This window comes from Vibrio iocasae (assembly GCF_042245395.1).
GTDB classification, from domain to species: domain Bacteria; phylum Pseudomonadota; class Gammaproteobacteria; order Enterobacterales; family Vibrionaceae; genus Vibrio; species Vibrio iocasae.
Genome location: NZ_CP145311.1, coordinates 212,749 through 239,250 on the forward strand (window position 1 = coordinate 212,749; position 26,502 = coordinate 239,250).

At 44.6% G+C, this 26,502-nt stretch carries 23 protein-coding genes; 11 read left to right on the forward strand and 12 right to left on the reverse strand.

Translation table 11 applies throughout. The features are described 5' to 3' along the window. The first annotated feature begins 206 nt into the window (after positions 1 to 206). Positions 207 to 1,094, forward strand: coding sequence for a methylenetetrahydrofolate reductase (gene metF, locus SNR28_RS10480; protein WP_375752295.1), 888 nt, complete (start codon positions 207 to 209; stop codon positions 1,092 to 1,094). Positions 1,095 to 1,178: 84 nt separating this feature from the next. Here the strand turns inward: metF and SNR28_RS10485 are convergent, their stop codons facing one another. The 3 genes from SNR28_RS10485 to argE all read right to left on the reverse strand — a co-directional run bounded on the left by SNR28_RS10485 (position 1,179) and on the right by argE (position 6,038). After that, positions 1,179 to 1,718 carry a PadR family transcriptional regulator gene (locus tag SNR28_RS10485; RefSeq protein WP_375752297.1) on the reverse strand — a complete coding sequence of 180 codons (540 nt, stop codon included), beginning with the start codon at positions 1,716 to 1,718 and terminating at the stop codon, positions 1,179 to 1,181. Between the two features lie 372 nt (positions 1,719 to 2,090). Then, positions 2,091 to 4,724, reverse strand: a complete 2,634-nt coding sequence (gene ppc / locus SNR28_RS10490) for a phosphoenolpyruvate carboxylase (protein WP_375752298.1) — start codon at positions 4,722 to 4,724, stop codon at positions 2,091 to 2,093. Between the two features lie 177 nt (positions 4,725 to 4,901). Continuing rightward, positions 4,902 to 6,038, reverse strand: coding sequence for an acetylornithine deacetylase (argE, locus tag SNR28_RS10495; protein WP_375752299.1), 1,137 nt, complete (start codon positions 6,036 to 6,038; stop codon positions 4,902 to 4,904). A gap of 179 nt (positions 6,039 to 6,217) precedes the next feature. Here argE and argC point away from each other — a divergent pair, with 179 nt between their 5' ends. The 4 genes from argC to argH all read left to right on the forward strand — a co-directional run bounded on the left by argC (position 6,218) and on the right by argH (position 11,339). After that, a complete protein-coding gene (gene argC / locus SNR28_RS10500; RefSeq protein WP_375752301.1) occupies positions 6,218 to 7,222 on the forward strand; it encodes an N-acetyl-gamma-glutamyl-phosphate reductase in 1,005 nt (334 codons plus the stop codon). 9 nt (positions 7,223 to 7,231) lie between these two features. Beyond that, complete coding sequence (gene argB / locus SNR28_RS10505; protein ID WP_375752302.1) at positions 7,232 to 8,020, forward strand: acetylglutamate kinase; 789 nt, start codon at positions 7,232 to 7,234, stop codon at positions 8,018 to 8,020. A gap of 99 nt (positions 8,021 to 8,119) precedes the next feature. Continuing rightward, a complete protein-coding gene (locus tag SNR28_RS10510) occupies positions 8,120 to 9,334 on the forward strand; it encodes an argininosuccinate synthase (protein ID WP_375752304.1) in 1,215 nt (404 codons plus the stop codon). 130 nt (positions 9,335 to 9,464) lie between these two features. Then, entirely contained in the window at positions 9,465 to 11,339 is a 1,875-nt protein-coding gene (argH, locus tag SNR28_RS10515) for an argininosuccinate lyase (protein WP_375752306.1), read from the forward strand. 172 nt (positions 11,340 to 11,511) lie between these two features. Here argH and SNR28_RS10520 read toward each other — a convergent pair whose 3' ends face one another. Further along, positions 11,512 to 11,772 (reverse strand): DUF3624 domain-containing protein, encoded by a 261-nt coding sequence (locus tag SNR28_RS10520; protein ID WP_375752308.1) that lies wholly within the window; start codon positions 11,770 to 11,772, stop codon positions 11,512 to 11,514. Positions 11,773 to 11,945: 173 nt separating this feature from the next. Here SNR28_RS10520 and SNR28_RS10525 point away from each other — a divergent pair, with 173 nt between their 5' ends. From SNR28_RS10525 to SNR28_RS10535, 3 genes are all read left to right on the forward strand, one after another. Beyond that, positions 11,946 to 12,236 carry a co-chaperone GroES gene (locus SNR28_RS10525; protein ID WP_004733324.1) on the forward strand — a complete coding sequence of 97 codons (291 nt, stop codon included), beginning with the start codon at positions 11,946 to 11,948 and terminating at the stop codon, positions 12,234 to 12,236. Between the two features lie 60 nt (positions 12,237 to 12,296). Further along, on the forward strand, positions 12,297 to 13,943 hold the full coding sequence (gene groL, locus SNR28_RS10530; RefSeq protein WP_277825338.1) for a chaperonin GroEL: 1,647 nt from the start codon (positions 12,297 to 12,299) through the stop codon (positions 13,941 to 13,943). 425 nt (positions 13,944 to 14,368) lie between these two features. After that, complete coding sequence (locus SNR28_RS10535) at positions 14,369 to 15,208, forward strand: isopenicillin N synthase family dioxygenase (RefSeq protein WP_375752311.1); 840 nt, start codon at positions 14,369 to 14,371, stop codon at positions 15,206 to 15,208. Positions 15,209 to 15,397: 189 nt separating this feature from the next. Here SNR28_RS10535 and SNR28_RS10540 read toward each other — a convergent pair whose 3' ends face one another. The 6 genes from SNR28_RS10540 to SNR28_RS10565 form a co-directional block, all read right to left on the reverse strand. Then, positions 15,398 to 16,081: a DNA-3-methyladenine glycosylase I gene (locus SNR28_RS10540; protein ID WP_375752312.1), complete on the reverse strand. Its 684-nt coding sequence runs from the start codon at positions 16,079 to 16,081 to the stop codon at positions 15,398 to 15,400. Between the two features lie 309 nt (positions 16,082 to 16,390). Then, complete coding sequence (crp, locus tag SNR28_RS10545; RefSeq protein WP_004410522.1) at positions 16,391 to 17,023, reverse strand: cAMP-activated global transcriptional regulator CRP; 633 nt, start codon at positions 17,021 to 17,023, stop codon at positions 16,391 to 16,393. 243 nt (positions 17,024 to 17,266) lie between these two features. Beyond that, entirely contained in the window at positions 17,267 to 18,136 is an 870-nt protein-coding gene (locus SNR28_RS10550; protein ID WP_375752314.1) for a phosphoribulokinase, read from the reverse strand. Between the two features lie 85 nt (positions 18,137 to 18,221). Next, positions 18,222 to 18,437, reverse strand: a complete 216-nt coding sequence (locus SNR28_RS10555) for a YheU family protein (RefSeq protein ID WP_375752315.1) — start codon at positions 18,435 to 18,437, stop codon at positions 18,222 to 18,224. A gap of 42 nt (positions 18,438 to 18,479) precedes the next feature. Further along, positions 18,480 to 19,451, reverse strand: coding sequence for a hydrolase (locus SNR28_RS10560; protein ID WP_375752316.1), 972 nt, complete (start codon positions 19,449 to 19,451; stop codon positions 18,480 to 18,482). Beyond that, positions 19,448 to 20,839, reverse strand: a complete 1,392-nt coding sequence (locus SNR28_RS10565) for a PLP-dependent aminotransferase family protein (protein ID WP_375752317.1) — start codon at positions 20,837 to 20,839, stop codon at positions 19,448 to 19,450. The genes SNR28_RS10560 and SNR28_RS10565 overlap by 4 nt, the downstream gene beginning before the upstream one ends. 128 nt (positions 20,840 to 20,967) lie before the next feature. Here SNR28_RS10565 and SNR28_RS10570 point away from each other — a divergent pair, with 128 nt between their 5' ends. Next, positions 20,968 to 21,564, forward strand: coding sequence for a LysE family translocator (locus SNR28_RS10570; protein ID WP_375752318.1), 597 nt, complete (start codon positions 20,968 to 20,970; stop codon positions 21,562 to 21,564). Positions 21,565 to 21,588: 24 nt separating this feature from the next. Here SNR28_RS10570 and SNR28_RS10575 read toward each other — a convergent pair whose 3' ends face one another. Both SNR28_RS10575 and SNR28_RS10580 read right to left on the reverse strand, forming a co-directional pair. Beyond that, the gene (locus SNR28_RS10575) at positions 21,589 to 22,056 is read right to left on the reverse strand and encodes a TIGR02444 family protein (protein ID WP_375752319.1); all 468 of its coding nucleotides are present in this window, start codon (positions 22,054 to 22,056) and stop codon (positions 21,589 to 21,591) included. A 4-nt stretch (positions 22,057 to 22,060) separates the two neighbouring features. After that, positions 22,061 to 23,977, reverse strand: a complete 1,917-nt coding sequence (locus tag SNR28_RS10580; RefSeq protein WP_375752320.1) for an ABC transporter ATP-binding protein — start codon at positions 23,975 to 23,977, stop codon at positions 22,061 to 22,063. A 139-nt stretch (positions 23,978 to 24,116) separates the two neighbouring features. On the opposite strand from SNR28_RS10580, the gene kefG reads away from it, so the two are divergent. Further along, the gene (gene kefG / locus SNR28_RS10585) at positions 24,117 to 24,698 is read left to right on the forward strand and encodes a glutathione-regulated potassium-efflux system ancillary protein KefG (RefSeq protein WP_375752322.1); all 582 of its coding nucleotides are present in this window, start codon (positions 24,117 to 24,119) and stop codon (positions 24,696 to 24,698) included. Between the two features lies 1 nt (position 24,699). After that, positions 24,700 to 26,496: a glutathione-regulated potassium-efflux system protein KefB gene (gene kefB / locus SNR28_RS10590; protein ID WP_375752323.1), complete on the forward strand. Its 1,797-nt coding sequence runs from the start codon at positions 24,700 to 24,702 to the stop codon at positions 26,494 to 26,496. The last annotated feature ends 6 nt before the right edge of the window (positions 26,497 to 26,502 follow it).

Genomic DNA, 26,502 nt, shown 5'->3' on the forward strand with positions numbered 1-26,502 from the left:
TCACCCTTATCATGAAAAATCCTCATGTTATCTCTATTGACATAAAATCCAATTCATTACATTCTACAGACATATAGACGTCTAAACGTCAGAAGATTAATAAAACACAACATCGCTGGTGCAGATTTCTGTTTTCATAGGAATGACGAAAAATGTGGCAGACAGAATATAATTACTAAGGTGGTCTTCACCTCAGGGAGATTGGAATGGGTTATACACACGCAAGTCACTTAGACGCTCTGAATCAGAATATTGCCGAGCTTGGTGATATCAATGTATCTTTTGAGTTCTTTCCACCGAGTAGTGAAAAGATGGAAGAGACACTGTGGAACTCTGTTCATCGCCTTAAAAAGCTTGAGCCGAAGTTTGTATCGGTAACTTATGGTGCAAACTCTGGAGAGCGCGACAGAACTCATTCCATCATCAAAGAAATCAAAGATCAAACAGGCCTTGTCGCTGCTCCGCACCTTACTTGTATTGATGCTTCCCGTGAGGAGCTGATAAATATTGCAGATGACTATTGGGCAAACGGCATCAAAAATATTGTCGCTCTGCGTGGTGATATTCCTCCTGGTGGTGGTGCACCTGATATGTATGCGTCGGATTTGGTTGAGTTACTTAAAGCACAGCATGATTTCGATATTTCTGTTGCAGCATTCCCAGAGGTTCATCCAGAAGCGAAGAGTGCACAAGCTGATTTGTTGAATCTAAAGCGTAAAGTTGAAGCGGGCGCCAACCGCGCGATTACTCAGTTCTTCTTCGATGTTGAGTCTTATCTTCGATTCCGTGATCGTTGTGTATCTGCTGGCATTGATGTTGAGATAGTTCCAGGGATCCTTCCGGTCTCTAACTTTAAGCAAGCCTCTCGTTTTGCTGCAATGAACAATGTAAAAGTTCCTGGCTGGATGGCGCAGCAGTTTGAAGGCTTAGATGATGATCCAACGACTCGCCAGCTAGTAGGCGCGAGCCAGGCAATAGATATGGTTCGAATTCTAAGCCGCGAAGGGGTGAAAGACTTCCACTTTTATACACTTAATCGTGCTGAAATGACGTTTGCTCTTTGCCATACACTAGGTGTTCGTCCCAAGGCTTAATTATCGAAGAACATAACGAGTAAAAAAGAAAAGGTTGAGGGGGAATCCGCTCAACCTTTTTCTATTTCATCGATACAGAACTTTTTAGTTCATAGTTTCAAGTTCACTACGAACTTCTTGTGCCCACTCTATCCATGCCTCGCGCATTAGTAAGTTTCTTCTCAATGTCAGCCTTTCCAGTCTGGCATGCTTAGACATAGTTTGAGAGGACGAGTAATATTTTGTTTCTATGTCTTTGTAGTGATGAACGAGTTTCTGTGCTTCTTCTATTAGTCCAGTCAGCTGATCTTTGAATATTGTTGGCTCTTCTATATCACAGGCCATTAATTTAGCTGCTAATTCATCGCGTATTGTTGGCTGAGCAGTAGGCTGTGCAAACCACTCTCCAAGTGCGGTGCGTCCGCTCTCGGTTATTGAGTAAACTTTTCTGTCGGGTTTGCCTTCCTGAGGCTGAAGTTTACATGTGACGAGGTTGTTTTGCGCCATCTTATTAAGTTCCCGGTAGACTTGTTGATGGCTGGCTTTCCAGAAGTACCCAATACTATACGAAAACTCTTTCGTAATATCGTACCCGGTAGCATCGCGCGTGCTTAAAACGGTAAGGATTACGTGTGGTAATGACATGTCTTAAATCCAATATTAAAAAACTGCAAAACTCTTGGTTTAACCAATATTTGTGCTTCTGTGTCACTGAATAATATTGACGATTAAACCGACCAGTATAACTCCCCATACTCGGTGTTGTTATGTTCCCATCTAGCCTGGACATCACCTAGATAGTCTTAGAGTTTTTTCCCCTAAGAGCCAATTAATTTATAAGTTTAGACAATATTATATTGGCGGAGCGTAAGAATATCTTAATTATTAAGTATTAAGTAGAATAGAAGGGTATTTTGTCGCAAAAAGCTAACAAATGACTGCACTTTGTTTTATTTGCAATAAAAAAGACCGATCTAGTCGGTCTTTTTGTCTCTTTTATGGTGTTATGTTCTGTTTTTATCCGGTATTTCGCATTCCGGCAGCGATCCCAGCGATAGTAACCATTAATGCTTCCTCTAATTCTTGAACCGGTGTCTCATTTTGACGGGTGCGATAGAGTAGTTCAGCTTGAAGAATATTCATTGGTAGCACGTAAACGTTACGTAACTTGATGGACTCGAGACCCCATGGATCACTTTGCATCAGGTTCTCGTTGTTCTCTACTGTTAGTACCGCCTGGATATCCTTTTGTAGTTGGCCGCGTAGTCTGTCACCAAGACGCCAGAGCGACTCATCGGTCAGTCTCTGATCGTAGTAGCGAGAAATTTCAAGGTTACACTTGGTGTAAACCATCTCCAGCATACCAAGACGAGTAGAGAAGAATGGCCACTCGCGACACATCTCTTCAAGTAGAGCAAGGTGACCTTTATCGATGGAGTACTGAATCGACTCACCAGCACCTAGCCATGCAGGAAGCATAAGTCTGTTTTGGCTCCATGAGAAGATCCACGGAATTGCGCGCAGACTTTCGACACCACCTTTCGGGTTTCGTTTAGATGGACGAGAACCAAGAGGCAGTTTACCCAGCTCTTGTTCAGGTGTCGCTGCTCTGAAGTAAGGGACGAAGTCTGGCTCACCACGAACAACATCTCGATAAGATTCACAAGAGACATCTGAAAGCACGTCCATCAGATCGCGCCATTCTTGCTTAGGTTCTGGTGGTGGTAGAAGGTTTGCTTCCAGTATTGCGCTTGAATACAGATTTAAGCTGTTAACAGCGACATCTGGCAGGCCAAGCTTAAAGCGAATCATCTCGCCTTGCTCAGTAACCCGCAGACCACCTTTCAGGCTCTTTGGTGGCTGAGATAGAAGGGCTGCGTGTGCAGGAGCACCACCGCGGCCAATAGTACCGCCGCGACCATGGAATAGAGTTAGCTCAATACCTGCTTCTTCAGCGACTTTAACCAGTGAGTCCATAGCGCTGTACTGCGCCCATCCGGCTGCCATAGCGCCAGCATCTTTTGCAGAGTCAGAGTAACCAATCATGACCATCTGATGACCTTGAATAAATCCACGGTACCAGTCGATAGAAAGAAGCTGCTTGATAACGGCTTCTGAGTTGTTCAGGTCGTCTAGTGTTTCGAACAGTGGACAAACGTCCATGCGGAACTGACAGCCAGATTCCTGAAGCAGAAGGTGTACCGCAAGAACATCAGAAGCGGTTCGCGCCATAGAGATGACGTAAGCACCAAATGCTTCGCGAGATTGGCTTGCTACTATCTTACAGGTATCCAGAACTTCCTTAACCTGCTCAGATGGTTCCCAGTCTCTAGGAAGCAGCGGGCGCTTGGAGCTAAGTTCTTTCACAAGGAATGCGACTTTGTCCTGCTCACTCCACTGGTCATAATCACCGATACCAAGGTAGCGAGTTACTTCAGAAAGTACATCCGAATGGCGAGTACTTTCCTGACGAATATCCAGTCGAACCAGATGAACACCAAATGCTTTGATTCGACGGAGTGTATCTAGCAGAGAGCCATCAGCAATTACACCCATACCACATTCATGCAGAGACTTGTAACAAGTCAGTAGTGGTTTCCATAGCTGGTCAACAGACTCTAGAATCGCCTTGTTTGGCACATCCTTAAGGTTGATATCTGCATCCAATACTTCCAGTGTGTCTCGAAGAAGAGAACGTAATGGTTTCAGTACTGCACGATATGGTTCGTGAGCGTCTCCCGCAAGCTCTCTTAGCCCGTCATTACAGTTGATCATCGATAGTTCAGTGATCAGTTCCTGAATGTCACCAAGGTAAAGGTCTGCGGCCTTCCAGCGGGAAAGAAGCAATACTTCACGGGTAATTTTATGAGTCACGAATGGGTTACCATCACGGTCACCACCCATCCAGGATGAGAAATGTACAGGCTGCGCATCGATAGGCAGACCTTCACCAAGATAGTCGGTTACTTTTTCGTTCAGTTCGCGAAGGAAGTCTGGAACTGCCTGCCATAGCGAGTTTTCAACAACCGCAAAACCCCACTTAGCTTCATCCAGGGGTGTTGGGCGTTGCTTACGCATATCATCTGAGTGCCATGACTGAGCAATTAGCTGCTCAAGACGACGTTCAGTTTTTTGACGTTCTTTAACTGAAAGATCGCTAAGCTCAAGCTGTGATAGGCATTTGTTGATCTTAACCAGTTTGTTGATCATGGTACGGCGCGCAATTTCAGTCGGGTGCGCAGTCAGTACCAGCTCAATACTCAGATCTTTAATCGCCTGAGCGGTATCTAACTTACTAACTTCTTTCTGGTTAAGTCTTGCGAATAGCGTGTTTAACGCGTCTGGCTGACAAACGTTCGCATCACAGTGGCGGGAAATTGTATGATACTGCTCCGCCATGTTTGTCAGATTTAGAAATTGATTAAATGCACGGGCAACCGGATTCAGTTGCTCGTCGGTCAGATTTGAAATCTCTTTAATAAGCTCTTCGCGGGCTTTGGTGTCGTTATCGCGTTCTGCCGCTTTAGACAAGGTTCGGATCTGTTCAACCTTCTCTAGAATCTCTTCACCGTGCGCATCCTTGATAGTGTTACCAAGTAGATGGCCCAGCATTCGCACATTGCTTTTTAAAGCAGAGTATTTCTCAATCATTCTCGTCCTGCCTGTAAATAAATTACATCTTTTATCCTTGTTATTCAGACAATCTAGCCAAAATCTGTTGTCTGAGTCAAATAATCCGATGGTGTAAATGAGTTTTATGGCCTTAAATTGACTTTGGTCACTTTATAAACAGTAAATGAAATGCTGTTTGTGAAACTTTATTTCACATTAAAAGCAATATTTCCTGATTGATTTGGTAAGAACATCAATTGTCGGATCAATATACTCAAAAGCAAGATACTCATCTGGTTGATGTGCCTGCTCTATAGAACCTGGACCTAATACCAGTGTAGGACAGAGTTCCTGTAAAAATGGCGCTTCGGTACAATAGTTAACAGTTTCCGACGGTTTTTCACAAACTTCTTCCATACCTTTTATAAAAGGATGATCGTGTTGGCACTCATAGCCCGGAATGGGGTCGTGCAGCGGTGTAACCGAAATTCGTCCCTGCCATTTTGCTTCCACTTCTTTTAACGCTTCACGTAGCATATTGTCCAGCCCATCTAAGCTAATTCCCGGTAAAGGACGAACATCATAGTGTAGTTCACAGCATCCACAGATTCGATTCGCACTGTCTCCGCCATGAATACAACCAAGGTTTAGTGTCGGAGAAGGAATAGCAAAGCCAGGGTGATGGTACTCTTTTATTAACTTGTCACGCAGTTGCATCATTGCGTAGAGAATTTCATGCATCACCTCAATGGCATTCACGCCATAAGAAGGATCAGATGAATGTCCGGATTTACCGGTAACCCGAATAGCATTTGCGACATGGCCTTTATGGGCGCGGATCGGAGTCAGACTTGTAGGTTCACCGATAATGCAGTAATCCGGCTTGAACGGTGCATCCTGTGTAAAGTGCCTTGCACCCAGCATGGTTGTCTCTTCATCACAGGTGGCAAGAACATAGACTGGTTTCTTCTGATCTTTCCAGTCTATCTTTTTTACTGCTTCCAGAATAAAAGCAAAGAAACCTTTCATATCTGCAGTGCCTAAACCATAAAAGCGGTTATTGGCTTCTGTTAGAGCATGTGGTTCGAAATTCCATCGTCCCTCATCGAACGGGACGGTATCAGTATGGCCAGAAAGCAGAAGGCCACCTTCACCATTGCCTCGTTTAGCTATTAAGTTATGTTTGCCTTTCTCGACCTCAACCACTTCTGTTTCAAACCCCAGGTCTGTAAACCAGTCAGCCAAAAGCGCGATTACGTCTGCATTTCCTTCATCCCAGGAAGTGTCTGATGAGCTGATAGAAGAGGTAGAAATTAGCCCTCTGTATACATCGGTAAATTTTGGTAATTGCATATTATCTTTACTTCTCCTATTGACAGATAACCGATAAGAAGTTAAAAAGCATATTAAATCAGTATTTATGAATAGAAAATCAAAATTTAGCTATTTTTAAGTATTAATAATCATTTTTGGCTTATCGGTTTCTGATGAAACAATAAGCAATTTAACTCCCAGATTTCGGATGTGATGAGATGTTGAAAACCACAATTATTGGCGCTAGCGGTTATACAGGAGCCGAACTGGCCTTAATGGTGACAAAACACCCTGAGCTCACGCTAACAGGTTTATATGTTTCCGCCAATAGTGTGGACGCAAATAAGCCAATAGGCGAATTGCACGGCAAGTTAGCTGGGGTTGTTGATATGCCAGTGCTTCCGCTAACTGACCCTTCAGCAGTAGCACAAGAGTGTGATGTTGTATTTCTGGCAACTGCACACGAAGTTAGCCATGACTTGGCTCCGCAGTTTCTGGAGCAGGGTTGTCAGGTGTTCGACCTTTCTGGTGCATATCGTGTTAAAGCAGACAACTTTTACCAGAAGTTCTACGGTTTCGAGCATAAATATTCAGATTTACTTGATGCGGCTGTTTATGGCCTTGCTGAGTGGAATGAAGACGAGATTAAAAATACAGATCTTGTCGCAGTAGCAGGTTGTTACCCAACAGCATCTCAGCTGGCAATCAAACCTCTGGTTGAGCTTAACTTTCTAGACTTAAACCAGTGGCCGGTAATTAACGCAACAAGTGGCGTGACCGGTGCAGGCCGTAAAGCAACAATGACCAACAGCTTCTGCGAAGTAAGCCTTCAGGCATACGGTTTGTTTAACCACAGACACCAGCCAGAAATTGCCTTTCATCTTGGTTGTGACCTTATCTTTACACCGCATCTGGGTAACTTTAAGCGTGGCATCCTGGCAACAATCACAATGAAGCTGAATCAGGGTGTTACTGCAGAAGATGTACAGATGGCGTTTGAAAAAGCATACAAAGATAAGCCTGCTGTGCGCCTTAAATATCATCAGAGCCCTAAGATTCAGGACGTTGAGTTTACGCCTTTCTGCGATATCGGTTGGAAGATCGAGGGTGAGCACATCATCGTAGTGTCTGCTATCGACAACTTACTTAAAGGTGCATCCAGTCATGCGATGCAATGTTTAAACATTCGTAACGGCTTCTCGCCGCTTACATCACTGCTGTGAGGAACGGTTATGAGTAACGAATTAAAGCCATTAGTTATTAAGTTAGGTGGCGCAGCACTGGAAAATTCTGAAACGCTAGGAAAGCTGTTTAATGCAATTCAGGAGTATCAGGCACAAGCTAAGCGCGAAATGGTGATTGTGCATGGTGGCGGTTATCTGGTAGATGATCTGATGAAAGGGCTGCAACTAGAAACGGTTAAGAAAAATGGTCTGCGTGTAACACCATACGAGCAGATTCCGGTCATTGCGGGTGCGCTTGCGGGTACGGCTAACAAAATGCTTCAGGGTGAAGCCATCAAGAATGGAATTAATGCGGTTGGCCTTAGCCTGGCTGATGGTGGTCTTTGTCAGGTTGAAGAGCTGGATCCAGAACTAGGTGCTGTTGGTAAAGCGGCATCGGGTGATGCAACTGTTGTTAAAGCAATACTGACTTCTGGTGCTGTTCCTATCATCAGTTCTATCGGCCTGACATCAGAAGGTCAGATGATGAATGTTAACGCAGATCAAGCAGCAGTAGCTGTAGCAGGTGCACTGGATGCTGAACTGGTTCTGCTTTCAGATGTAAGTGGTGTGCTGGATGGAAAGGGGCACCTACTACCAAACCTGGATAAAGAGCAGGCAGAAGCACTGATTGAAGGTCACGTTATTACCGACGGAATGATTGTGAAAGTGCAGGCAGCACTTGAAGCAGCAGAAGAACTGGGCAGGCCAATTGAAGTTGCAACCTGGCGATACCCGGAAAAACTGAACGAACTATTTTCAGGTAAGAGCATCGGAACACAGTTCTTACCTCAATAAACGAATTAAGTCACAAACAAATTACCTGGAAAACTATTTATATAGAAGAACCCGAGTCACTGACCGCCAGAGCAGTCCGGGAAATTGGAGAGAAGCAAAATGAGCAAGGTTGAAGTTAAAAAAGTAGTAGTAGCCTATTCCGGCGGTCTGGACACATCAGTGATCATTCCGTGGCTGAAAGAGAGCTATAACTGTGAAGTTGTTGCATTCGTAGCGGATGTAGGTCAGGGCGCAGAAGAGCTGGAAGGTGTAGAAGAGAAAGCTATCGCATCAGGTGCTTCAGAAGTATACGTAGCAGACCTGAAAGAAGAGATGGTAGCTGAATACATCTACCCATCACTTAAAACTGGTGCTCTATACGAAGGTAAATACCTACTGGGTACTTCTATGGCTCGTCCTATCATTGCAAAAGCGCAGGTAGAATGTGCACGTAAAGTAGGTGCTGACGCACTATCACACGGTTGTACTGGTAAAGGTAATGACCAGGTTCGTTTCGAAGGTGCATTTGCTGCACTGGCACCGGATCTACACGTAATCGCACCTTGGCGTGAGTGGGATCTTGTAAGTCGTGAGCAGTGTCTTGACTACCTAGCAGAGCGTAACATCCCTTGTTCAGCATCTCTGACTAAGATCTACTCTCGTGATGCAAATGCATGGCACATCTCTACAGAAGGTGGTGTTCTGGAAGAAACATGGAATGCACCGAACGATGATTGCTGGGCATGGACTAAGAGCCCTGAAGAAGCGCCAAACGAAGCTGAATATGTCACTATTAAAGTAGAGAAAGGCGAAATCGTTGCGGTTGACGGTGAGACAATGACTCCGTACAACGCGCTTATGTATCTTAACGACAAAGGTGTTGAGCACGGTATTGGTCGTATCGATATCGTTGAAAACCGTCTTGTTGGCATGAAGTCTCGTGGTTGTTACGAAACTCCGGGGGGTACAATCATGATGGAAGCTCTTCGTGCAATTGAACAGCTAGTACTTGATAAGAGCTCATTTGAGTTCCGTGAAGAGTTGGGTATTAAAGCTGCACACCTAATTTATGATGGACGTTGGTTCACTCCTCTATGTAAATCAATCCTTGCAGCGACTGAAGAGCTAGCGCAAGATGTGAACGGCGAAGTAGTTATCAAGCTTTACAAAGGTATGGCGACAGCAACTCAGAAGCGTTCTGACAACAGCCTGTATTGTGAAGCGTTTGCAACCTTCGGTGAAGATGAGGTATACGACCAGAGCCACGCAGAAGGCTTTATCCGTCTTTACTCACTGGCAAGCAGAATTCGTACGCTAAACTCTCAGAAAAAATAACAATAGCGTTTAGAAATACGACGTTCTCTGGTAAAAGGGAACGTCTTCGGGGATAACCCAATTAACCCTCCCAACTTAGGGAGGGTATTACACAAATAGCAATAGCACAGATTCGAGCGGGAGATTAACAATGGCATTATGGGGCGGCAGATTTACCCAGGCAGCAGATACACGGTTCAAAGACTTTAACGATTCGTTGCGCTTTGATTACCGATTGGCTGAGCAGGACATTGTTGGTTCTATCGCCTGGTCTAAAGCTTTGCATTCAGTTGGTGTTCTAACTGAAACAGAACAGCAGAAGCTAGAGCTTGCTTTAAATGAGCTAAAGCTTGAAGTGATGGAAGATCCTGAGCAGATCCTGAAATCAAACGCTGAAGATATTCATAGCTGGGTTGAACAACAGCTTATTGCTAAAGTTGGCGATCTAGGTAAGAAGCTTCACACTGGTCGTTCACGTAACGACCAGGTTGCTACTGACCTTAAGCTTTGGTGTCGCCAGCAAGGCCAGCAACTGCTTATTGCTCTTGACCGTCTTCAGGATCACATGGTTGAAGTTGCATCTCAGCATCAGGGAACCGTTCTTCCGGGCTATACGCACCTACAACGTGCTCAGCCAGTTACCTTTGCTCACTGGTGTCTTGCTTACGTTGAAATGTTTGAGCGTGATTACTCGCGTTTGAGTGACGCAATCAATCGCCTTGATACCTGTCCGCTAGGATCTGGTGCGCTGGCTGGTACTGCTTACCCAATGGATCGTGAAGAGCTTGCTCACAACCTTGGCTTCCGCAGAGCGACTCGTAACAGTCTTGACTCGGTTTCAGATCGTGATCATGTGATGGAGCTGATGTCTGTTGCTTCTATCTCTATGCTTCACCTATCTCGTCTTGCTGAAGATATGATCTTCTACAATTCAGGCGAATCTAACTTTATTGAGCTGGCGGATACAGTAACTTCAGGCTCATCGTTGATGCCACAGAAGAAAAACCCGGATGCGCTAGAGCTTATTCGTGGCAAGTGTGGCCGTGTCTACGGCTCAATGGCTGGCATGATGATGACGGTAAAAGCGCTTCCTCTTGCATACAACAAGGATATGCAGGAAGACAAAGAAGGCCTGTTCGATGCACTTGATACCTGGAACGACTGCATGGAAATGGCAGCGCTTTGTTTTGATGGCATTAAGGTTAACGGTGAACGTACGCTTGAAGCCGCTAAACAAGGTTACGCGAACGCAACTGAGCTTGCTGACTATCTTGTAGCGAAAGACATCCCATTCCGTGAAGCACACCATATCGTTGGTGTGGCGGTTGTAGGCGCGATTGCTAAAGGCTGTGCGCTTGAGGAGCTTTCTATTGCTGAACTGAAAGAGTTCTCTGAGGTCATAGATGAAGATGTATACGACATCCTGACCATCGAATCTTGTCTGGACAAACGAAGCGCGCTTGGTGGCGTATCGCCTAAGCAGGTGGCTTACGCGGTTGATCAGGCTCAGCAACGTCTTGAGAAGCGTGACACCTCAGGTATTAAAGTACGTGTTGCAAGACTTACCGATATCGATGCTCTGGAAGGCATGGTGGCTTACTGGGCAAACCTTGGTGAGAATCTGCCAAGATCGCGTAGCGAGTTAGTTCGTGACATTGGTTCTTTTGCGGTGGTTGAGCATCAGGGCGAAGTGACAGGCTGTGGTTCTCTATACGTATACGACTCAGGTTTAGCAGAGATTCGCTCTTTGGGTATTGAATCGGGCTGGCAGCGTCAGGGGCAGGGTAGTGCAATCGTCCAGCATTTGATGAAGAAAGCCAAGCAGATGGCGATTCAGAAGGTGTTTGTCTTAACTCGTACTCCAGAGTTCTTTATGCACCACAACTTTATTCCGACATCGAAGAGTTTGCTGCCTGAGAAAGTAATGAAAGATTGCGAACAGTGCCCTCGAATTCATGCTTGTGATGAAGTTGCATTAGAATTCGATCTTTCTGAGCAAACGATCATCAGAACGAGTATTGCCTAACTGGCTGAATATTAATTAGAAGGTCATTATTTAGAAAATAATTGAAAAAATTCTGATCTTTTTGGGAACATTTTAGAAAAAGCACGGTCCTAATAAGTACCACTGCTTTTTCTTAGAAGAATCTAAGAAGGCCCCTAATCAGAAATTGATTTAGGGGCTTTTTTCTTTTTAGCTAATCGTCTTTATCAAGCCCATTTCGCCTTCTATACGGAATCACCACAAACCTGAACCACAAATGTAAAAACAGCAGCCCATTAAAAGCAAAGCCTGCAAAAATCAGAGCAATGGATTCGACACTGAACATGTTATCTCTGAATCCAAACCACCAGACTATCCAGCACAAAACCGAGAGCACGGTTAACTGATCCATGCAACGCTGACAGCGGCCGATCTTTTTCCAGAACCAGTTCTCTTTACAGTATTTACAAGCCATTAATTGATGAAACCTCAAATTCTTATGTAATCAGTATCTAATACTTAGGTATTTATCGCAAAAAAATCCCACTTACCCCTTGTTATCCCAGCGCTCGCCCCCCACATAAATTTCAACCGCCGAAAAACGGCAATAATCAAATCAAATGGAAAAATAATCAGGAGAGACGACCAATGAATATTCGTCCTTTACATGACCGTGTTATCGTTGAACGCCAGGAAGTGGAATCTAAGTCTGCGGGCGGCATCGTTTTAACTGGTTCTGCTGCAGAGAAATCAACTCGCGGTACTATTCTGGCTGTGGGTAAAGGCCGCATCCTAGAAAATGGCTCAGTACAGCCATTGGACGTTAAAGTTGGTGATACTGTTATCTTCTCTGAAGGCTACGGTACTAAGACTGAAAAGATCGACGGTAAAGAAGTTCTTATCATGTCTGAAAACGACATCATGGCTATCGTTGAATAAGCACTCGTTGAGTAATTCACTTTTCAACAGAAACAGAATTAAAGATTAAAGGAAATAAAGATGGCTGCTAAAGACGTTAAATTTGGTAACGACGCACGAGTTAAAATGCTAGAAGGTGTAAACGTTCTGGCTGATGCTGTAAAAGTAACACTTGGCCCTAAAGGCCGTAACGTAGTACTGGACAAATCTTTCGGTGCTCCGACTATCACTAAAGATGGTGTTTCTGTAGCGCGTGAAATTGAACTGGAAGACAAGTTCCAGAACATGGGTGCACAAATGGTTAAAGAAGTTGCATCTCAGGCAAACGATGCAGCGGGTGACGGTACAACAACAGCAACTGTACTGGCACAATCAATCGTAAACGAAGGTCTTAAAGCGGTAGCTGCGGGTATGAACCCAATGGATCTTAAGCGTGGTATCGACAAAGCAGTTGCAGCAGCAGTTGAAGAGCTAAAAGCACTTTCTGTTCCATGTGCAGATACTAAAGCAATCGCGCAGGTTGGTACTATCTCTGCAAACTCTGACGAGACTGTAGGTAACATCATTGCTGAAGCAATGGAAAAAGTTGGCCGCGACGGTGTTATCACTGTTGAAGAAGGTCAGGCTCTACATGATGAGCTAGACGTAGTAGAAGGTATGCAGTTTGACCGCGGTTACCTTTCTCCTTACTTCATCAACAACCAGGAAGCGGGTTCTGTTGATCTGGAAAACCCATTCATCCTTCTGATTGATAAGAAAGTATCAAACATCCGTGAACTTCTTCCAACTCTGGAAGCAGTAGCAAAAGCATCTCGTCCTCTTCTAATCATCGCTGAAGATGTAGAAGGTGAAGCACTAGCAACTCTAGTTGTGAACAACATGCGCGGTATTGTTAAAGCTGCAGCTGTTAAAGCGCCTGGCTTTGGTGATCGTCGTAAAGCAATGCTTCAGGACATCGCTATCCTAACTGCGGGTACTGTTATCTCTGAAGAAGTTGGTCTGGAACTTGAGAAAGTAACTCTTGAAGATCTAGGTCAGGCGAAGCGCATCACAATCACTAAAGAAAACACAACTATCATCGATGGTGTGGGTGAAGAAGCGATGATCAACGGCCGTGTTACTCAGATTCGTCAGCAGATTGAAGAAGCAACTTCTGACTACGACAAAGAGAAGCTACAAGAGCGTGTTGCTAAGCTAGCTGGTGGTGTTGCAGTAATTAAAGTTGGTGCAGCAACTGAAGTAGAAATGAAAGAGAAGAAAGACCGCGTAGAAGACGCACTTCACGCAACTCGCGCAGCAGTTGAAGAAGGTGTTGTTGCTGGTGGTGGTGTCGCTCTTGTTCGTGCAGCATCTAAAGTTGCTGGCCTTGAAGGTGCAAACGAAGAGCAGAACGTTGGTATCCGCGTAGCACTTCGTGCAATGGAAGCACCACTTCGTCAAATCGTTGCCAACGCAGGTGATGAAGAGTCTGTGGTAGCTAACAATGTTAAAGGTGGTGAAGCTAACTACGGCTACAACGCAGCAACTGGTGAATACAACGACATGATCGAGATGGGTATCCTAGATCCAACTAAAGTAACTCGTTCAGCTCTACAGTTCGCAGCATCTGTTGCTGGCCTGATGATCACTACAGAAGCTATGGTTACTGACATGCCTGCTGGCGACGCTCCAGCAATGCCTGATATGGGCGGCATGGGTGGTATGGGTGGCATGCCAGGCATGATGTGATAATTGATTTTGTATCGTCGCTGTAAGGTTTTATTACTGCGTCGGTCATGCTCATGTACTAACGTACACTGCGCGTGACCTCCTTGTCCTAAAACCGTACAGCTTAGCTACAAATCAATTATTTGCTTAAGAGAAACCAGAGTTTCGGCTCTGGTTTTTTTGTATCTGCTAATCAGGTTAAAGAGCTTTTGGGTTCCAGTAACCCTCCCTCCTTAAAAGCTGTACGTGTGTAGCTAAAATAGCTTTTGAGTACCTGTAACCCTTCCTTGCTTAAGGCTAATTGAGCACCAAATATATGTACGTTAATTGTTGAAAATTGCAGGTTTTACACAAAATGCGTTATTTGATTTAGTAAAGATTGATTTACATATATTTAACATTTAAAGTCCGCAGTTCCACCAATAACAATGATAAGAAGTAAAGTTATGAAACTGGAAACTGTCGATTACCTTGCAGAAGATGCTGCTCAACAATTTGTAAGCTCACTACGTGATACTGGATTTGGTGTACTTAAAAATCACCCGATCCCCAAAGAGCTTGTCGAGTCCATATATGAAAACTGGTACAAGTTTTTTACCTCAGAGCGTAAGAAAGATTTTCACTTTAACTCGGAAACTCAGGATGGATATTTCCCGCCATCGGTATCTGAAATTGCTAAAGGTCATACTCATAAAGATATCAAGGAGTATTTTCATGTCTATCCTTGGGGACAGATTCCGGAAGAGCTAGAAGAACAAATACTTGATTACTATCAGAGAGCAAACGCGTTTGCGGAAGAGTTGCTAGGTTGGGTTGAAGAGCACGCTCCAGTAGATGTAAAAGAACGTTTTTCTATTGCTCTTTCAGAAATGATTAATGGTAGCCAAAAAACCTTGTTGCGAGTACTGCACTATCCACCGATGACAGGTGATGAAGAGCCGGGAGCAATACGAGCTGCAGCCCATGAAGACATTAACCTTCTAACAGTTTTACCTGCTGCCAATGAGCCAGGTTTACAGGTTCTTAGTAAAGAGGGGGATTGGTTAGATGTACCTTGTGACTTCGGCAACCTGATCATCAATATTGGTGACATGCTTCAGGAAGCATCCGGAGGTTATTTCCCTTCTACGACCCACCGTGTAATTAACCCAACGGGTGAGCGTCAGGAGCATTCGCGTATATCACTACCTTTATTCCTGCATCCAAAGCCGGAAGTAGTGCTATCAGAGAGATACACAGCAGACAGTTATCTGATGGAACGCCTAAGAGAGCTAGGTGTTATATAGTCCAAGCGTTTGAGCTGGAAAGTAAAACCCGAAGTCACTACTTCGGGTTTTTCCGTATGTAAATAGCTTTAAAAGCTTTTGGGTACCAGTAGCTCAATAGGTCAAAAAGCTGATCAGTACAGCAATTCGAGCTTTTGGATACCTATGATCCTTCCTTAAGGATAGCTGTACAAGAGCAATAAAGAACAGCTAAACAACCCGATTATCACCACAGCTAAAGGCGATAGTCTGGCTAATCTCTGCCAAAGAACGGCCTGATTCCTGCTGCCACTCTGCGAATGCTTTGCAAGCGGCATTCTGGGCTTTTTTTGTCCTTCTACCAGAATCGATAACACCAATATTGCGCAGATGCGACTCCACATCAGAGGAAAGAATAAAAGTATCAATACCAAGCGTTCTAAGCGCGTATGGACCGGTATTTCCACCTAAGCGGCTACCATTCTTCTTGAGATACTCCCATAAGCCTGTAATGTCTTCTGAAGGCCAATTTGCAACCATCTCACCAAACGAACCGTGCTCAATAGAAGCAGAGTGAATCATGTCAGCATTAGCAGGAATCGACATCACTTTTGTAAGGTGACGGATAATAGCTGGGTTCTTAGCTTTCTCTTCCCATTGTTCGTCAGAAAGCATAAGCAGTGGTTCAACTTTAAAACCAAAAAATGCCTCTTCAAAGTTAGGCCACTTCTTACGTACCACATCCCATGAAATACCACACTGAAAAACTTTCATCGTGAATGCTGATAACCAACGGTCATTGGGTATGGCTGCGACTTTTTCCTTTGTTAATGGTTTACTAAGAAGCTCTTCAAGGCGTTGCTCACCGCCTTTTCTTTCTGCGGCTCTATGATAAATAGACTCAAACTTTTCCATTGCTTTCTTCCACTAGGGTTCAATGATGGCTTGTACGCTTGTACGCTTGTACGCTTGTACGCTTGTACGCTTGTACTTTGTTTACTGGGTGTGCTCGATGGAATGAACAATCCAAAATCAGATTGAACTATTAGAGGTTAGTGGTTGTGGTCGATGGAACGAACATGCTAACTGCTGAAATTAGATTATTAAGTGTTAGCCAGTTATGCGGTTCGTGTAAGCGACTTCATCCACTAACTTAACCATTCGATAAATACAAAAAACGCAGCCGAAGCTGCGTTTCTAATATCTGTAACAGACTCGAGATTATTAACGAGTACCGTATACCACGATAGTTTTACCGTGTGCAGAAATCAGGTTCTGCTCTTCAAGCATCTTCAGGATACGACCCACAGTCTCACGTGAACAACCCACGATCTGACCAATTTCCTGACGAGTGATCTTAATTTGCATACCGTCTGGGTGAGTCATCGCATCTGGCTGCTTAGCCAGGTTCAGAAGAGTCTGAGCGATACGACCAGTTACATCAAGGAATGCCAAGTCACCAACTTTCTGGCTTGTCACCTGCAGACGACTTGCCATCTGAGCTGAAAGACGCATTAGGATATCTGGGTTTACCTGAATTAGCTGACGGAACTTCTTAAATGAAATCTCTGCAACTTCACAAGGAGATTTAGCGCGAACCCAAGCTGTACGCTCCTGGTCTTCTTCGAACAGACCTAGTTCACCAATAAAATCACCTTGGTTAAGGTAAGAAAGAATCATCTCTTTACCTTCTTCATCCTTGATTAGGACAGCAACAGAACCTTTAACAATGTAGTAAAGAGTTTCGGCCTTTTCACCAGCATGAATCAAAGTACTTTTTGATGGGTACTTATGAATATGACAGTGTGAAAGAAACCACTCTAACGTTGGATCGGTTTGAGGTTTACCTAGAACCATAATTATCTCACTTTATCTGCAGGGCCTGATGCTCAGCAGCGTCCTCTGCTACTGAACCATTCTTGTAGGTCGAATAGCATAGGTTTTCTTATCAATGGCTGCAAGCATCTTGTATTTCGTTATGAATATTATATCTTTTTGCAAACGATTTCTTGATTTTGATCGCTCGCGAACTCCGATTTTTTAAGCAAAAATGTGCACATTATCACGGTCTAACAACTAACCTGTGATATGGCTTATAAATTAACCTATTTTGCCGGTTTCAATGAGCTGCTGAAGAGCCGGACGAATAATGAGCTCCATAGCAAAACTCATCTTTCCCCCCGGTACTACAAGCGTGTTGTGTCTTGACATAAATGAGCCATCTATCATTGCCAAAAGATAAGGGAAGTCCACGTTTTTGATACCCCTAATGCGGATAACGACAAAGCTCTCATCCAGACTAGGAATTCCTTTTGCATTTAGGGGATTTGATGTGTCGACGGTTGGTACGCGCTGAAAGTTGATGTGCGTGCGTGAAAACTGCGGAGTAATATAGTTTAGGTAGTCGTCCATAGAGCGAACAATGGAGTCCATCACCGCTTCACGTGAGTGTCCTCTGTCTCTGGTATCGCGAACGAACTTCTGAATCCACTCCAGGTTTACGATTGGAACCATCCCGATGAGCAGATCGACATGCTGCGAAGCATTCACGTCTCCCCACTTTACACCACCATGCAGGCCTTCGTAAAAAAGGACATCACTGTTTTCAGGTAGGTCATGCCAGGGAGTGAATGTGCCGGGCATTTGATTGTAGGGAACGGCTTCATCAAATGAGTGTAAGTATTTTCGGAACTGTCCTGTACCTTCATCACCATATTGGCGGAAGAATTTTTCCAGCATCACAAAGTCGTTGGCTTCGGGGCCAAAGTAACTGATGTGTTTTCCCTGCTCTTTCGCTTTTCGAATTTCGGTATCCATTTCTGGACGAGTGAAACGGTGAAAGCTATCACCTTCAACCCACGCAGGCTTGAGGTCCATGATATTAAACATTTTCCTGAAAGCTTCGGTGGTTGTGGTTGTACCGGCTCCGGATGAACCTGTTACAGCAATGATGGGGTGTTTAGCTGACATGACAATCCTTGTCTGTTTGTTAACTACAGTTGTACAGTCTATGAGATTGCGATAAAACGTCAATCAATCCATTGGAAATCTGTGGTTAAGAGAACTCTCTTTTTAGCTTGATATCAACGGTTTCATGCAACTCTGAAAAAACGATAACGGCTTCACCTGACTCGATTTGCGCCTTAACCTGATCGACTTTATCTTGCAGTGAAAACTCTACGTCACCGTAGTCGGTTCCTTCCCGTAAAATAAATGCCTGGATTAGGTTTTCCAATGTGTCTGTTTCTAGTTCTTCCCAGGGGACAATCATAAATACTTCTCTCTTTTACGACAGGGGCTCGGTGTTGGATGTTTAAAGGTACATATGACGGTAATAGCTTGGCATGGCACTTTCAAGCCAGAACTTTGGTTTGCGGATGGAACCTGACAAGAACCCCACATGGCCACCGCGTTTAAATAACCGATAATGTATGTTCTCATTAAGTTTAAAGTCGGGAATGACTTTTTGAGTCATAAAAGGATCGTCTTTAGCATGAATAACCTGAAGTGGGATTGACACTTGGTTCAGTACAGGCAGCCCAGAACATTTTGCATAATACTCGGCAGCATTCTTAAATCCGTGTAGCGGTGCTGTAATTGTGTCGTCAAACCCGTAAAGCGTTTTAACGCTTTTAATTGCAGCAGAACTGATACCCAGGGCTTCACTCAACTTATTGCCTTTTTTCAGCGCGTTATCTTTTAGTGAGCTTAGAAGGTAATTTCGGTATACCTTAGAAAATCCACTTTCGATTCTTTTCGAGCAGGCTGCCAGATCAAGTGGTGCGGATACCACGGTTGCTGCATTCAGTATTGGGTTATCACGATAGTGCGCCAGATACCGGACTAACATGTTTCCCCCGAGTGAAATGCCTATCGCTACTTTAGGTTGATTCGGGAACATCTCGTTAAGGTAGTTCAGGAAGAATCGGGCATCTTCCGTTTCTCCGGAATGATAAGCTCTGGCTAGCCGGTTCGGTCTACCACTACAACCACGAAAATGCATCATCACTGATAGCCAGCCGTTATCCGAGAAAGCTTTCATTAGCCCGTTAGCGTAGGGGCTGTAAAAACTCCCTTCCAGGCCATGAAACAGTACAAATATGGGTTTGTCATTTGCCGAGTCTGAACTCTTATCTTCACTCCATGCGAGGTCTAAGAAATCCCCGTCGGGCAATTCCAATGATTCCCAAATCGGCTCAAAGAGTGCGGACTTGCGAATCAGGCGCGGAACAATAGTTTGTAGGTGAGGGTTATTTAACCCTTTTGCAGGCTCAAAATTGGTCATAATGCAAAGTTACTTATCGGGTTGGTTTCCAGTAGCTGCTTTAGCTTCTCCAGGCCAAGCTTTAGTTCAGCTTGGTTTAAAGGAGAGCTTAATGCAAGCCTTACTGCCGGAACGACATTTCCGGCTGGTGGCGTAAACAATTCTGCGGATTTAACGACAACATTGTTGTTTTTAGTGGCTTCAACAAAATCGCTTAATCGCCAGTGTTCAGGAAGTGAAAGCCAGACATGAAAACAGTGCTTCTTGTATCGAATATCGAAGTTACCTAAGTATTGCAGGGTTAACTCAAGTCGCTGCTCCATCTCTTGTCGAATGGCCAGCAAGGTTTGATCTGCTTTTTGGCTTTGCATTAACTCACAAGTGAGTGCTGTAAGCAGAGGGCTTATCATCCAGCTATGGTTTTGTAGAGCAATGCTCAAAGGCTGATAAAGCTTTTCTGGAGGCTGAATGTATCCAACTCTTAAGCCTGGAGCTAACCACTTAGAAACCGCACCAATATGGATCACTTGCTCGGGCGCCAGATTCACTAGTGGAGGAGAGAGGTTCTCTGGTAGCAAGCCATTCACATCATCTTCGATCACATACAGGTCGTATTTTTTACAAATTCTCAGAATCTCTTTTCTTCTTTCAAGAGACATGGTTGCAGTCGTTGGGTTCTGAAGGCTTGGAGTCAGATAGATGAATCGAGCCTGATACTGGCGACAAGCAGCATCAAGCGCATCTGGAAGTATGCCTTCTTCATCCATTTCAACTCCTTTAATGGAGAGTTGCTTTTGCTTCGCCAGACTTATTAATCCTGGGTAAGTCAGCTTCTCAACTAAAATGGTATCTCCGGCTCGGGTTAAGGCATCTAATACCATTTGGACACCATGCTGAGCCCCAGAACTAAAAAGCATCCGTTCTTCGTTAAGTTCGACACCTTTCTCTCTGAGCCACTTAGCGACGATACTTCGATGAGATTCAATTCCCGTCGGCTTTTGATAAATCATAAATTGATTGAGTGCCTGAGGAGAGCGAGACAAAGCTTCCATCGCTTCGCGCAACATATCGCTACGGTCAACTAAAGGAGGGATATTAAATCCCAGATTAGACTCACCTTCCGCTCTTTGTTCCGATTGATCAAATGCCCAGTAAGCTTTTTGGGCGTCCACGACAAAGGTGCCTGCGCCAACACGAGCTTCGACTAAGCCTCTGCGTTCAGCTTCTGCGTAGGCTCTGGTGACTGTCCCAACGGTTACCGATAGCTGATCTGCAAGATTTCGGTGAGTGGGTAATTTGTCGTTTGATCTTAATTCTCCCTTTGTGATCTTTTCTTCTATCAGATCAGCAATCTGCTTGTATTTGGGTGAACTGTCTTGAGGGCAGAGTTCAAATGTAACGATTGTCATGGTGACAATAAACCTTTTGATCTTATTTGCATCGATTGTTATGGTTATTTTGTGCGCACAATAGTAACAAGTCAATAAGATATATGAAATTGTACCGATACAATTTCTGCTGCGTGAGGAGATTTAAAATGGAATGGCAATTCTTTCTGTCGGTATTGGTGTTTGCGATTGTGATGACAGGCACTCCGGGGCCAAACAATGTGATGTTGACGGCATCAGGGGCTAACTTTGGCTATAAGCGCAGTATTCCACACTTTTTGGGGATTAGCTTAGGTTTAATTAGCATGATCTTTATGCTGGCTGCAGGCTTGAGCGCGATTTTTAAAGCCTACCCGGAGATACAGGAAGCGATGAAGTGGTTAGGGAGTCTCTATATTCTCTATTTGGCGTATAAAATTGCTAACACAGGCCCTGCATCCATAGAGGGTGAAAAAGAGCGCAAACCTATGACGTTCTTGGAGGCGGCTTTTTTTCAGTACGTTAATCCCAAAGCCTGGATGATGATGGTGACTGCAATAGGTTCTTTCTCGCTGGCGGGTGAGGGTTATTGGCTATCGGTGGCTTATATTGCGCTGATTTTCTTTATCACTCAGCTACACACTTCTTCTATATGGGTTGGATTTGGTGCGCTGATTGGCAAATGGCTTTCAGGTGCGACAGCATGGAAACGCTTTAACGTTGGAATGGCCGCACTTACTGCAAGTTGTGTCGTCTTTATGTGGTGATGCGAATCGAAGGTGCTTTCACCATCAACTTTTATAAAACTTCTTGGAGAAAGCTTCAAAAAGATGGTCTGCACTAAGTTGTTCGCAGTAAAGCTTAGTTAGCGGCTCGTCGGTGTTCTCAGACAGCTGCAGAGAATTGATGCAATCAACAAGGTCCGATTGCTGCTGTTTTTCCAAAAGTAACTCAAACTCAAGCGACTCTCTGTATAGAGAGTCGGGCAGGTTACTTTTTAGTTTCTTTCTGAGTTCGCGGTAGTGCTGAAGAAGTTGTTCGCTGCGTAAGATACATCTTTGCACATCAGTCCACTCTTCATGTTTAAACGTCAGATTGTGCTCGTCCAGCCACTTGAGCATCAAAAGCAGGTTTACGTTGCCATGAAACTTGTTCTGTAGGTTCAGACACGCCTCTTTTACTTCTTTCACGCTGTAATACTGCAGGCTGAACTGCCACAGTCGTTCAATAGTGAGGTTAAAAGAAGAGTCTGACGCCATAAACCTACATCCTTTCCAGCTCCATTTGCTCCAGAGTTTCCTGAATATCCATCCACTCCATTTCCACGTCTTCAAGCTCTGCTTTGGAAGTTGCTTGTTCCGCTAAAACTTTATTAAGTTTAGCTTTATTTTCAGACTGGTACAGTGAAGTATCTGTTAATTGCTGCTCAATTTCCGCCAAAGCCTCGTTCAGCTTATCCATTCGCTTCTCAAGTTTTTCCAGATTTTTCCTGAGTGGCGCTGTCTGCTTACGGAACTCTGCTTCACGACGCTTTTGCTCTTTTCGGGCCGCTGCGCTATTGGTTGTATCCTTTGGTGGCGCATCCTGTTGTGCTTCTTTTCGCTCAGCTTTACTTTGATCAGTTAGCCATTTGTAGTAATCATTCAGATCACCGTCAAAAGGGGCGACCTGACGATCATGTACCAGATAAAGGTCATCGGTTGTTGCTCTTAACAGGTATCTATCGTGGCTGACAATGACCATTGCACCTTCAAAGGTCTGCAGGGCTAAAGTGAGCGCCTGACGCATATCTAGGTCAAGGTGGTTGGTTGGTTCATCGAGAAGCAGCAGGTTTGGTTTTTGCCACACGATAAGAGCCAGAACCAGACGTGCTTTTTCACCACCTGAAAACGGAGCAACTTTCTCAAGTGCTTTATCTCCATGGAAACCAAAGCTACCCAGATAATTTCTTAGCTCTTGTTCCGTTTTCTCTGGTGCGATTTGCATCATATGTTGAAGAGGCGTCTCTTCTGGATGCAAAGTTTCAAGCTGATGCTGTGCAAAGTAACCAATCTTCACCCCTTGAGAATAAGTTAAATCCCCGCCTTGCGGTTTCAACTCGCTAGATAGAAGTTTAATCAGTGTCGATTTACCCGCACCGTTACGCCCGAGCAAGCCAATTCGGCTGCCAGGAACCAGGTTCAGACGGATTTTCTCCAGAATAAGGTTGTCGTCATACCCGGCAGAAACCTCGTCCATCATAAGAATTGGGTTTGGCAGTGCAGAAGGCTCTCTAAACTCGAAGCTGAATGGGTTATCAAACTGAGCAGGCAGCACCTTTTCCATTTTCTCAAGTGCTTTTATACGGCTTTGAGCCTGACGCGCCTTAGAGGCTTTATAGCGGAATCGATCGATGTAGCTCTGCATGTGTGCCATTTGTTTCTGTTGCTTCTGAAACATAGCTTGTTGCAGAACCAACTTTTGAGCGCGTTGTGTTTCAAAAGATGAGTAGTTACCGGTGTACTCGTTTAATAACTCGTTCTCTATATGGATGATGCGTCCAACAATAGGATCCAGAAAATCCCGGTCATGCGAGATCAAAATTAGCGTTCCTGGATATGATTGTAACCAGCGCTCCAGCCACATAACCGCATCTAAATCTAAGTGGTTGGTTGGTTCATCGAGAAGTAGCAGGTCAGAACGGCACAACAGAGCCTGAGCCAGATTGAGTCGCATACGCCAACCACCAGAAAACTGAGTCAGATTCCAGCTCATCTGATTCTGGCTGAATCCAAGGCCGTTAAGCAGCTCGGCTGCTCTGGCACGTATAGTGTACCCACCAATGGTTTCTATCTTCCCGTGAATCTCAGCCGCTAGCGTGCCATTGTCGGCTTCTTCTGCTTTAGTTAGCTCTGACTCAAGTTGACGATACTCTCTGTCACCATCAATAACGTATTCAAGGGCATGACGTTCAAGTGCAGGTGTTTCCTGCGTAACCCAAGCCAGTTCCCAATGTGACGGCATTTGGAAGTTACCAGCATCTATAGAAAGTTCATCTTTTAACAGAGCAAACAGCGTAGATTTACCACAACCGTTTTTACCTACCAAACCAACTTTGTCTCCAGGGTTGATAGATGCAGTAGCCTGATCGAGTAGCGGTTTTCCGCCTCGTAATAACTGAATGTCTGAGAAAGTAATCATAGAAATCTTATAGAAGTGGTAAGAACAAATTTTACCGGGGCATAGTATCAGATGTTATTGATACTCGCATCTTGAGTTACTTTAGGTATATCATGGTTTCATTAACAAAGTTAAAACATATGGATACTGAGTTCAGGGAATGAATCTAGCAGAACATCAAACGCCCAAGATTTTGGTGATTTACGCTCATCCGGATCAGGGAGCATCAATTGCCAATCAGGTGATGATTCGTAAAGTCAGCGATTTGGCTCATGTCACCGTGCATGATCTCTACGCTTGCTATCCCGACTTTTTTATCGATATCCAGCATGAACATCAGTTGCTGCTGTCCCACGATATTATTGTTTTTCAACACCCTCTCTATATGTATTCATGCCCGGCACTTCTGAAAGAGTGGATGGATAGAGTGTTAGGCAAAGGCTTTGCTTTTGGGGAAGGTAGTGCTTTGAAGGGGAAATACTGGAGAAGTGTTATTTCTACCGGAGGTGCAAAAGAGGCTTTTGGTCATTCAGGCTATAACAAATATCCATTACAAGAGATTCTCCAGCCATTTGAATTAACAGCAGCCCTTTGTCAGATGAACTGGTTTAAGCCTCTAGTGTTGCACTGGGCTCGGCATGTTACTGATATCGAGCGCTATGAACATGCTGAAAAGTATAGAACCTGGCTTAAAAATCCATTTGGTGAAAAGTCGATTATCTTTTCAGATGAGGAGGAATAGCATGGCAGCAACAAGTGAGTTCCTTCAAACTGGTGTGATATTTCTTACTTCCGCAGTGGTTGCGGTTCCTCTGGCTCAGCGCATGGGGCTGGGGTCTGTCCTTGGATATTTGCTTGCAGGCTTGGCTATTGGCCCGTGGGGATTTGGGTTGATCAGTGATGTCGACGCGATACTGCATTTTGCAGAGTTTGGCGTTGTGTTGCTGCTCTTTCTTATTGGGTTGGAACTTAATCCCAAAAAGCTTTGGCAAATGCGAAATCCAATTCTCGGATTGGGCGGCGCTCAGGTTGTTGTCACGACCATTATTATCGCGGCAATCACCAGTTTATTCGATTTATCCTGGCAAAGTAGCCTTGTAATTGGTATGGCGCTGGCGTTGTCTTCGACCGCCATTGCACTCAAAGTGATTGAAGAGCAGGAGCTTGCCGGGTCTGAAACCGGGCAGTCAGGTTTTGCAGTTTTGTTGTTTCAGGATATCGCGGTTATTCCGATGTTAGCCATGTTGCCGCTGCTTGCTGGCAATGTCGGGGGAGACTGGCGAGACGCACTGCTTATGCTCGGTAGTATTGTGGTGTTTTTAGTGGGTGGTCACTATTTGCTGAGGCCGCTATTTCGTTATGTCGTGATGAGCGGTGTCAGGGAGCTATTTACTGTTGCTGCGCTTTTATTGGTAATCGGTATTGCTGTCATTATGCAAAAGCTCGGATTGTCGATGGCGTTGGGAACTTTTCTGGCCGGTGTTCTTCTGGCAGAAAGTGAGTACCGACATGAGCTTGAAATCGCAATCGAACCATTCAAAGGATTATTGCTTGGTTTGTTCTTTATCGCTGTAGGCATGGCCGTAAATCTGGGGTTATTGGCGTTGGAGCCAACCAAGATCCTTATCGCGGTGGTTGGTTTAGTTGTGATTAAAGGGCTGATCCTATACATACTGGCACGTTTGTTTGGCACCAGGCCAAAAGCGCGTAGCCAGATGGCCGCTATTTTGAGTCAGGGTGGTGAGTTTGCATTCGTACTGTTCACCGCAGCTCAGGCTGAAAATCTGCTAGATCAGGATTTAGTTGAGTTTCTGCTGGTGGTCGTGAGTTTATCTATGGTTACGACACCACTTCTATTGCTTGCTCAGAAAAAATGGTTCTCCGCGACGATAAACCTTTCAGACGCTTCCAGTAAACCCCACAAGGTTAAAGACAAGAAACCTAGAGTTATTATCGTTGGCTTCGGTCGGTTTGGTCAGATTGTTGGTCGTTTGATGTATGCCAATAAAGTTAAGGTGACGGTTTTGGAGAGTGATCCAAGCCAGATCCAGTTGCTAAGAAAGTATGGCTATAAAGTTTATTATGGTGATGCGACTCAATTGGATTTGCTTCGAGCTGCGGGGGCAGAAAAGGCAGAGGCGATAGTCATCTGTACCGATAATCCAGATGAAGTCTTGGCTGTTGCTGAGATGTGCCATCACCATTTCCCGAATATGAAGGTTTTGGCGCGAGCCCGAAGTCGTGTAGAAGCCTACCAACTGTTAAATCATGGCGTACCAAACTATTCTCGTGAGATGTTCTTAGGTGCGCTTGACCTTGGACGTCAGACTCTGGTCGAGTTGGGCTTTCACCCTTACCAGGCGAAAAGAGCAGAGTCGCACTTTAGAAAGCTTGATGCGGCTATGTTGCAGGAATTGTTGCCTCAACATCAGGATGATAAGAACTTAGCGCTTCGTGCCAAAGAAGCGAGAAAGGAACTTGAAGAAATATTTGGTAGAGAGATGGAAACGGATAATCACTCTATGGATCACTGGAAATAGAACAAT